The sequence below is a fragment of the Mesorhizobium sp. M7A.F.Ca.CA.002.09.1.1 genome, assembly GCF_003998555.1.
GTDB lineage: Bacteria > Pseudomonadota > Alphaproteobacteria > Rhizobiales > Rhizobiaceae > Mesorhizobium > Mesorhizobium ciceri.
This window is the reverse complement of record NZ_RZRR01000105.1, coordinates 1-9,650: the sequence shown is the minus strand read 5'-3', so window position 1 is coordinate 9,650 and position 9,650 is coordinate 1. Positions and strand designations below refer to the sequence as shown.

Genomic DNA, 9,650 nt, shown 5'->3' with positions numbered 1-9,650 from the left:
CTTCCAGCACCTTGACGAACTGCGCGACGGTCGAGCGCTTCTGGCCGACGGCGACGTAGACGCAGTAGAGCTTTTCCTTCTCGGGGCCGTTGTCGTGCACCGACTTCTGGTTGAGCATCGTGTCGAGGATGATGGCGGTCTTGCCGGTCTGGCGATCGCCGATGACCAGCTCGCGCTGGCCGCGGCCGACCGGGATCAGCGCATCGATGGCCTTGAGGCCGGTCGACATCGGCTCGTTCACCGATTTGCGCGGAATGATGCCGGGCGCCTTGACGTCGACGCGCTTGCGCTCGACTGCCTTGATCGGACCCTTGCCATCGATCGGATTGCCGAGCGCATCGACGACGCGGCCGAGCAGGCCTGGGCCGACGGGAACGTCGACGATGGCGCCGGTGCGCTTGACGATGTCGCCTTCCTTGATGTCGCGGTCGGCGCCGAAGATGACGACGCCGACATTGTCGGCTTCGAGGTTGAGCGCCATGCCGCGGATGCCGCCGGGGAATTCGACCATCTCGCCGGCCTGGACATTGTCGAGGCCGTAGACACGAGCGATACCGTCACCGACGGACAGCACCTGTCCAACTTCGGAGACCTCGGCCTCCTTGCCGAAATTCTTGATCTGGTCTTTCAGAATTGCGGAAATTTCCGCGGCGCGGATGTCCATCAGCCGACCTCTTTCAGTGCAAGCTTGAGCGAATTGAGTTTGGTTTTGAGCGACGTATCGATCTGGCGCGAGCCCATCTTGACCACCAGCCCGCCGAGCAGCGACGGATCGACGGTGACGGAGATAGCCACGTCCTTGCCGGCAACGCTCTTCAGCGCCGCCTTGAGTTCGGTCTGCTGGACAGCCGTCAGCGCGTGAGCCGACGTCACTTCAGCAGCGGTCTCGCCACGGTGTTCGGCTGATATCTGGCGGAACGCCCTGATCATGCCGGGAATGGCGAACAGCCGGCGGTTGCGGGCGACGACGCGCAGGAAATTTCCGGTGAGGCCGGTGATCCCGGCCTTGTCGGCGATCGCCGCGATGGCCTTCGCCTGGTCCTCGCTGGAGAACACCGGGCTGTTGATCAGCCGGGTGAGATCAGCGCTGCCCGCGAGCATGATTTCGAAACTGTTGAGGTCGGCTTCGACCTTGGCCACGGAATTTGCCTGCAGGGCGAGTTCGAACAGCGAACCCGCATAGCGTTCTGCGACACCTGAGATTGGCGATGACGATTGAGCCACGGACCGTCTTTTCTCTTGTCTGACAGGCCGTAGATTGTTGGCGCGAGCAAAAACTCTGGCTAAATCTTTGACCTTACTGCATTTTTTCGAGCACGGAGGCGCGGCTTCCGCTATCCCCGGCCGAAAGTCGATTGCCGTCTAGCACAGGCATTTTAAGACCGCAATGCGTCGTTCCGCATGGTTTTCAGGCACTATTGTCGCATCCGGCGAAAGTCGCCCGTCTTCGATCGCGGAATACCCAATGATTCAGGGCAGAAAGCCGAAGGCGAAGGCGAGCGGCAACGCCGCCAGGACCAATTCCAGCACAATGGAAACCCAATTGAAAGGCGTGTTGGCGCCATCAGACATCATCGACAGCAGCCGGCCGAAGGCAGTGAACAGCCAGGAGAAGCCAAGCGCCATGTAGATCAGCGGCTGCGCCAGCAGGATACAGCACAGGCCGACACCCAGATAAAAGCCCGACATCCTGCCGCGCCCCTCGGCGATCGCCGCAGCCTTCTCTGGCTTGACCTGCAGGCGCAGGGCACGAAAGGCGAGACCCGGCGCCAGGAAGAACAAAAGCCCGAGCAGCACCGTGAAGACGGCGCTCGACCAAGCCAGCCATTCGCCCTGGCTCGTCGGCCATGGAAGCGCAAAATCCATCTTGTCCCCTCGAGATGCCTGTTTTGAAATTCCGGGCATTCTAACGGAGGAAAGCCCCCGCGCCAGATGGGTCCAGGTACTTTAGGCAGCGCGCATCAACCGAGCGCGAATTCCACAGCCGCCTCGACATGGATGCGCGTCGTGTCGAAGACCGGGATGTCGAAATCCTGCTGGCCGATGAGCATGGTGATCTCGGTGCAGCCCATGATGACGCTGTCGGCCGCCTCTTCGCGGCGCAGGCGTTCGGTCTCGGCGATATAGGCCGCCTTTGAAGTCTCCTTGACCATGCCCTGGCACAACTCGTCGTAGATGACGCGATGGACCATGTCGCGCCCGGCCGCATCCGGCACCACGGGGTCCAAGCCAAATCTGTCAGCGAGCCGGCCCTTGTAGAAATCCTGCTCCATGGTGAAGCGCGTCGCCAGCAGCGCCGGACGCTGCATTCCGGCACGCTTGACCGCCACTGCGGTGGCATCGGCGATGTGGATCAGCGGGATCGACACCGACGCCTGCACCTGATCGGCCAGTTTGTGCATGGTGTTGGTGCACAAAAGCAGACCTTCCGCGCCGCCGGCCTCAAGCTTGCGCGCCGCTTCTACGAGGAGCACGCCGGCACCGTCCCAGTCGCCGTGATGCTGCCGCTCGGCGATTTCGGCAAAGTCGAACGACCACAGAAGCAGTTTCGCGGAATGCAGCCCACCCAGCCGTTCGCGCACGATCTCGTTGAGCAGGCGATAGTAGATGGCGGTCGATTCCCAGCTCATGCCGCCGAGCAGGCCAAGGGTCTTCATATGAGTTTCCACATCTCGCTGGCTTGCGGGCAACCTATCGCTGAAAGCGCAACCTTACAAAAAACTCTGCGGGTCGACGTCGACCTGCACCCGGACCGAGCCGCGTTGCTTCGGCCCGTTGGCCAGCATGGCCCTGATAAAACCTTGCATGTCGGCGCGCCGTTCGCCCTGGATCAGCAGGCGGAAGCGGTGGCGGCCGCCGAGCAGGGACAGCGGCGCCTCGGCTGGACCCAGCACGAACAGATCTGACGCCTCGGGTGCTGCGCGGCGCAGGCCGCGTGCATGGCCCTCGGCTTCCGCTCGCGTCACCGCGCTGACGATGACGCCGGCGAGCCGGCCGAAGGGCGGCAGGGCGGCCCGTTCGCGCTCGGCAATCTCGCGCTCGTAAAAAGCCTCGGCGTCGCCGGAGACGATCGCCCGCATCACCGGATGGTCGGGCTGGAAGGTCTGCAGCAGTCCAAGGCTCTTCTTGCCGGTGCGGCCGGCGCGGCCTGTCACCTGGCTGAGCAACTGGAATGTGCGTTCGGCGGCGCGTGGATCGCCGTTGGCAAGGCCGAGATCGGCATCGACGACGCCGACCAGGGTCATATTAGGGAAATTGTGGCCCTTGGCGACGAGCTGCGTGCCGATGACGATATCGGCCTCGCCGTCGGCGATCGCCTCCAGCTCCAGCCGCAGCCGCCGCACGCCGCCCATCAGGTCTGACGACAAGACGATGGTGCGCGCGTCGGGGAAATGCGTCACGACCTCTTCGGCGATGCGCTCGACACCCGGTCCGCAGGCGACCAGATGATCGAGCGTGCCGCATTCCGGGCAGGCTTCGGGGCGGCGCTCATTGTGCCCGCAATGATGGCAGACCAGTTGCCCGCGAAACCGGTGCTCGACCAGCCAGGCCGAGCAGACCGGGCAGCCGAAACGATGGCCGCAGACCCGGCACAGGGTCAGCGGCGCATAGCCGCGCCGGTTGAGGAACAGCAGCGACTGCTCCTTCCTCTCCAGCGTCTGGCGCATCTGGTCGAGCAGCACCGGCGACAGGAAACCGCCACGCGCCGGCGGCGCACGCCGCATGTCGACCGCCTTCAGATGCGGAAGCGCCGCCTCGGCGAAGCGAGCGGAAAGCACCGCCCTGTTATATTTACCTTGGCTGGCATTGACCCGGCTTTCGACCGACGGCGTCGCCGACGCCAGCACCACGGGGAAGCTGCCGATATGGCCGCGCACCACCGCCATGTCGCGCGCATTGTAGAAGACGCGGTCCTCCTGCTTGTAGGCAGGGTCGTGCTCCTCGTCGACGACGATAAGGCCGAGCTCCTTGAACGGCAGGAACAGCGCCGAGCGCGCGCCGGCGACGACCCGCACGCCGCCCTCCGCCACTTGCCGCCAAACCCGCTCGCGCATCCGCGGCGGCAGGTCGGAATGCCATTCGCCCGGCTTGGCGCCGAAGCGCTGCTGGAAGCGCTCGAGAAAGGCATGCGTCAGCGCGATTTCCGGCAGCAGGATCAGCACCTGCCTGCCCTGGTCGAGCGCAGCCGCCACAGCCTCGAAATAGACCTCGGTCTTACCGGATCCGGTGACGCCGTCGAGCAGCGCGACGTTGAACACGCCGGCTGCGACATTGGCGCGCAGCATCTGCGCCGCGGCGCCCTGGTCCGGCATCAGTTCCGGAATAGCGTAGCCGGGATCGGGCGCGGCCACCACCGGGCGCGGCGGGATCATCACGGTCTCGAACACGCCTTGCGCCCTCAGGCCGTCGATCACCGTCGAGGACACGCCGGCGGCGTGAGCGAGGCCGGAGCGCGTCCAGGCAAGGCCGCCTTCGGCCGTCTCCAGCACGCGCTGCCTGGCGCCCGTCATCCGGTCAGGTGCGAGAAGCGTGCGCTGCAACCCCTCGATCCACGGTTCGGGGTCGAAAGCCTCCGGCGCCCTGAGCAGCATGCGCGCCACCATGCCGGGCGGCGATAGCGTGTACTGCGCCACCCAGTCGACGAAACGGCGCATCGCGCGGTCGATCGGCGGGCAGTCGAAGACCTGTTCGATAGGACGCAGCTTTTTCGCGTCGACCTTCTCGACCGCGCCATCCCAGACGATGCCGGCGACCTGGCGCGGCCCGAGCGGCACACGCACGATCGAGCCCGGCACCACGCGCATGCCGGCCGGCACGGCGTAGGTGTAGGGGCGTTCGGCGGGCATCGGCACCAGCACCGGTGCGGCTGCGACAAAGGGCGAATCTTCGATCATGAGGCGTGACCTTGCCCTGACTTTGGTCTAGATCAAAGGCCGACCCCAAATGTGCATGACATGCACATGAAAATCTTCAGGAGACCCGCCATGAAATTTTTTGTCGACACCGCCGACGTCAAGGATATCCGTGAGCTGAACGATCTGGGGCTGCTCGACGGCGTCACCACCAATCCGTCGCTGATCCTCAAATCCGGCGGCAAGATCGCCGAGGTCACCAAACAGATTTGCGACATCGTCAAGGGTCCGGTTTCGGCTGAAGTCACCGCCACCGAATATTCCGAGATGATGCAGCAGGCCAAGGTTCTGGCCAAGATCGCCGACAATGTCTGCATCAAAGTGCCGCTGACGCTGGACGGTCTCAAGGCTTGCAAGACGATCCGCACCGAGATGAACCGCCTGGTCAACGTCACCCTGTGCTTTTCGGCCAACCAGGCGCTGCTGGCGGCCAAGGCCGGCGCCTCGTTCATCTCGCCCTTCGTCGGCCGCATCGACGACATCGGCATCGACGGCATGGAGCTGATCCAGGAAATCCGGCAGATCTATGATAATTACGATTTCCAGACCGAGATCCTCGTCGCCTCGGTGCGCACCGTGAACCACGTCAAGCAGGCGGCACTCATCGGCGCCGATGTCGTGACCGCGCCGCCGGCGACCCTGAAGGCCCTGGTCAACCATCCGCTGACCGACAAGGGCCTCGCCGCCTTCCTCGCCGACTGGGCCAAGACCGGCCAATCGATTGGCTGAGATGGCGATCGGCTGAAGCCAATGCGCTTGCAGTGAAAAAAGACCGGGCAACCGGTCTTTTTTATGTGCTGCGGGTGGGGTGACTTTCCATGTCTTTGTTTTTGGGTGCCTTGCACTAGCTCTTTTGGCTTTACTGCATCGCAGCATTGCATCCAGCTGAAATCGAGAGCGACAAGTTCAAAACAGGATATTTGATCGAGTTCACCAGATCGACACGCTGCTGAAGCATACCCTGGATATCACGCTAGAGAGATGCCCTTCGACGAACTTAAAAAACGATGACTTGGTCGAACCCTTTGTAAAGGTGCTGGCTGTAGCTTCGATGTTTTAGCTACTGGGTCGAACATGAGCCTTCTAATCTCAATCGCCTTTTCTGTTCTTGCATCAATAGGACTCGCTTTCGCAAAGGCATTTTCAATCTACGGCCTCATTCGGGACAAACGTTATTCGTGGGTGAGTTTCATAGTGATTTCGGTCGTGTGGCTTGGCGCAACGGTGCTGAGTGCCAACCGGACGTGTGGTCAATGGGGGTGTAGCTGGGGCCTTCACTTCGGTTGGATTCTTGCCCTGTTGCCTCAAGGCTTCGTGACGAATGTTGCGTTAGGTGAGAAGCTATTTGTGATTGCGTTGCTTACATATTTGGGACTGTGCATCTATTTCTTCGGGCATGTCATTGGCTGGTTATCCTATGTGGTCGTCAGCATTGGAAAGGCCGTCACTAACCGCTAGTGTAGATGCTTAAGGTTTAGGCTGGGATAGGTGATGGAATTCACGAGCTTGACCCGCAGCTGAAGCATCCCCTGAAGCATGATCCCATAACGGCCGGGGTCGCTCAGTCCGCGCCGTCATCCTCAGGCACGGTCGCCGGCTGGCGCCGGCCCATGATGATTTCGCGTTTGCCAACATGGTTGGGTGCGCCGACCAATCCTTCCTTTTCCATACGCTCGACCAGGGATGCGGCGCGGTTGTAGCCGATGCCGAGGCGGCGCTGGATGTAGGAGGTCGAACACTTCTTGTCGCGCACCACCACCTTGACCGCCTCGTCGTAGATCGCATCGCTGTCTTCGGCTGCAACCGATCCCTTGTCGAAGACCGCGCCCTGGTCCTCGTCGATTTCTTCCTCATCCTCGTCGGCGGTCACGGTTTCCAGATATTCAGGCCGGCCCTGCGCCTTGAGATGCGCCACGACGTGCTCTACCTCCGCGTCGGAGACAAACGGCCCATGCACGCGCGAAATGCGCCCGCCACCCATCATGTGCAGCATGTCGCCCTGGCCGAGCAGCTGCTCGGCGCCCTGCTCGCCCAGGATGGTGCGGCTGTCGATCTTCGACGTCACCTGGAAGGAAATCCGGGTCGGGAAATTGGCCTTGATCGTGCCCGTGATGACGTCGACCGAGGGACGCTGCGTTGCCATGATCAGGTGGATGCCGGCAGCACGCGCCATCTGCGCCAAACGCTGGATGGCGCCTTCGATCTCCTTGCCGGCGACCATCATCAGGTCGGCCATCTCGTCGACGATGACGACGATGTAGGGCATCGGCGCCAGGTCTACTTCCTGCTGTTCGAAAAGCGGTTCGCCGGTGCCCTTTTCGAAGCCGGTCTGCACCGTCATGACGACGGTTTCGCCCTTGTCGCGGGCTTGGGCGGCGCGCTCGTTGTAGCCGTCGATGTTGCGCACACCGAGCCGCGCCATCTTGCGATACCGGTCCTCCATTTCGCGCACCGCCCATTTGAGCGCCGTGACGGCTTTCTTGGGATCCGTGACGACGGGCGTCAGAAGATGCGGGATGCCGTCATAGACAGAGAGTTCGAGCATTTTGGGATCGACCATGATCAGCCGGCATTCTTCCGGCTTCAGCCGATAGAGCAACGACAGGATCATGGTGTTGATGGCGACCGACTTGCCGGAGCCGGTGGTTCCGGCCACGAGCAGATGCGGCATCTTCGCCAGCTCGGCGATGACCGGCTCACCCCCGATCGTCTTGCCGAGACACAGCGCCAGCTTGCAGCTTGTCTTGCGGAAGCCCTCGGATTCGATCAGTTCCCGGAAATAGACGGTTTCGCGCATCTCGTTCGGAAGCTCGATGCCGATGACGTTGCGGCCGGGCACGACGGCGACGCGCGCCGAAATCGCCGACATGGAGCGGGCGATATCGTCGGCAAGCCCGATGACGCGAGAAGATTTGACGCCCGGCGCCGGCTCGAATTCATAGAGCGTGACGACCGGGCCGGGACGAACATGAATGATCTCGCCACGCACGCCGAAGTCTTCGAGCACGCTTTCCAGCAGATCCGCGTTCTGCTCGAGCCGCTCCTGCGACATGTAGAAGCCTTGTCCCTCCGGTGGCTGCTGCAACAGCTCTTCCGAGGGAAGCTCATAGGGATCGCCCGCGGTTGACAGCACGACCTTTCCAGCCCCAGGCAAGCGTGCAGAGCGGGCGCCAACGGCCTTGGCAGGGACGTTCGCACTTGGCGCGGCCGGCGCGGAAACGGCGACGCTTTTGGCGGCTGGAATTGCGACAGGCTGGACCGGCGACGGCGCATTGCTCGCCGGCACGTCAGGTTGGGCGACGGCCTGGTTCGAATTGGCCGGCCAAACATCCGGCAACGGCTTCAAGGCCTGGCCCGGCAGGCAGTCGATGACACGAAACAAGGCGGTGGCATCGGTCCCTGTCGTCGGACGGATGTCGATCGGCATAGTGGTGACTGGCGCTGCGGCGAGCGGCGCAGGCGACGCTGAACCGGTTTGCCGGGCCGGCGGCGAAACGTCGACCAGATAGGGTGCCATAGCCTCGAAGAAGGCATGATCCGAAAGATAGGGCCAGCGCAGCCTTTCGGTTTTGATCGGGGCGCCCGGAGCAACGGACGCACGCGCGGATGCCCGTCTCGTTGCGACCGTCCTCGGCGGCACCGGCGCAACGGCTGGCACCCTCTCCCTGGCGCGCACGGACGGGACAAAAGCAGCAGCCGGCGGCAGTGGCCCTTGCGTGGCGTGCCCGGTCTGCGGCTGGGAGGCAGGGCTTTTCACCGACGCCGGCAATGCCAGGAGCGAGGGCGCGGAGGACGCCCTGCCGACCATGGGTTGCGCAACGGCTTGCTGTGCCGGGCGCGTCGCGCCGTGTTCGACGACACGCTCGTGCTGCGGATGATGCTTCCTGGCCTCATAATCCGGCGTGCGTGTAAAACGCACGTTGGGTGCAAGGAAGAAATATTCCTGCCAGGCAGGGCTCTCGATATCGCCGATTTTCGAAGGCGTGTCGTCCGAGCCACTCCGCGGCTCCATATAGGGCCGCTTGTTGCCGCCGAGATCGACCATAGGCGCGGAATAGCCGGCCTGGCGTGTGGCGGGCTGCCGACCGTCCGGCTCCTTGCGAGCCATACGATCAAGGGCGCCTGCGGCGGAAGAACTTCGCTGATCACCCCTGTCGCCGATGCTCTCGAAGCGCTTCCCCTCGGGATCATCAGGCGGTGCGGCCGTCGACAAATTGACCCGGGAAAAACGCTTGGCTTCCATTCTCAAGACTCACTCTGAAATGTCTGCCGAGCAATAGGGAGCGAGTGGTTAACAGTTGCTTCCCGGATGGGTCGCCTACGATCCTGAGCGCCAAAATCTTCGCGAGCGACGCGGCACGATCGTCGCCTCGCCGCACCCACCGCGGTGGCGCGATCTACTCGCTGTGCCATAGCAGGCCGATGGGTCTCTTCGGCCAATCTCTGTTCAGAATCTGGCTCTGTTCGGGAATCTGGTCATGATCCCACGATCATCCCGTCATGCCTGGGGCGCCAGACCGTTTTCGTGAAGCAGATGAGGTGCGCTAGCCGGTCTTGCCGTGCCGGACAAGGTCCTGGGCAATGGACAGCTGCAGCGCTTCCGCCAACTCTCGCGCCGCGCGATTCTCGGCGTCGATCTGCGCCCGGTATGCGGCGAATTCCTGACGCGGCCTGTCGAAGGACGAGGTGATCGAACGCTTGCCGGATGCGATCACCACGCCGGTCTTCGCATCGGCC

At 63.0% G+C, this 9,650-nt stretch carries 7 protein-coding genes and 2 pseudogenes; 2 read left to right on the top strand and 7 right to left on the bottom strand.

Annotated features, from left to right (window positions below):
• The 5 genes and pseudogenes from EN994_RS07300 to EN994_RS07280 form a co-directional block, all read right to left on the bottom strand.
• Positions 1-664, bottom strand: a pseudogene (locus EN994_RS07300) (F0F1 ATP synthase subunit alpha); the annotation flags it as partial.
• A complete protein-coding gene (locus EN994_RS07295; RefSeq protein WP_013529035.1) occupies positions 664-1,224 on the bottom strand; it encodes a F0F1 ATP synthase subunit delta in 561 nt (186 codons plus the stop codon). The gene EN994_RS07295 and the pseudogene EN994_RS07300, both read right to left, overlap by 1 nt.
• A gap of 246 nt (positions 1,225-1,470) precedes the next feature.
• A complete protein-coding gene (locus EN994_RS07290) occupies positions 1,471-1,866 on the bottom strand; it encodes a DUF4345 family protein (RefSeq protein WP_013529034.1) in 396 nt (131 codons plus the stop codon).
• Positions 1,867-1,961: 95 nt separating this feature from the next.
• Positions 1,962-2,657 carry an aspartate/glutamate racemase family protein gene (locus EN994_RS07285; RefSeq protein ID WP_063169453.1) on the bottom strand — a complete coding sequence of 232 codons (696 nt, stop codon included), beginning with the start codon at positions 2,655-2,657 and terminating at the stop codon, positions 1,962-1,964.
• A gap of 54 nt (positions 2,658-2,711) precedes the next feature.
• Positions 2,712-4,895: a primosomal protein N' gene (locus tag EN994_RS07280; RefSeq protein ID WP_063169454.1), complete on the bottom strand. Its 2,184-nt coding sequence runs from the start codon at positions 4,893-4,895 to the stop codon at positions 2,712-2,714.
• A gap of 90 nt (positions 4,896-4,985) precedes the next feature.
• On the opposite strand from EN994_RS07280, the gene fsa reads away from it, so the two are divergent.
• Both fsa and EN994_RS07270 read left to right on the top strand, forming a co-directional pair.
• The gene (gene fsa / locus EN994_RS07275; RefSeq protein WP_024504222.1) at positions 4,986-5,642 is read left to right on the top strand and encodes a fructose-6-phosphate aldolase; all 657 of its coding nucleotides are present in this window, start codon (positions 4,986-4,988) and stop codon (positions 5,640-5,642) included.
• Between the two features lie 345 nt (positions 5,643-5,987).
• Positions 5,988-6,371: a hypothetical protein gene (locus EN994_RS07270; protein WP_127218570.1), complete on the top strand. Its 384-nt coding sequence runs from the start codon at positions 5,988-5,990 to the stop codon at positions 6,369-6,371.
• 103 nt (positions 6,372-6,474) lie between these two features.
• Here the strand turns inward: EN994_RS07270 and EN994_RS07265 are convergent, their stop codons facing one another.
• The gene (locus EN994_RS07265; protein ID WP_063169455.1) at positions 6,475-9,156 is read right to left on the bottom strand and encodes a DNA translocase FtsK; all 2,682 of its coding nucleotides are present in this window, start codon (positions 9,154-9,156) and stop codon (positions 6,475-6,477) included.
• A 301-nt stretch (positions 9,157-9,457) separates the two neighbouring features.
• Positions 9,458-9,650: pseudogene (locus EN994_RS07260) on the bottom strand (hypothetical protein); the annotation flags it as partial.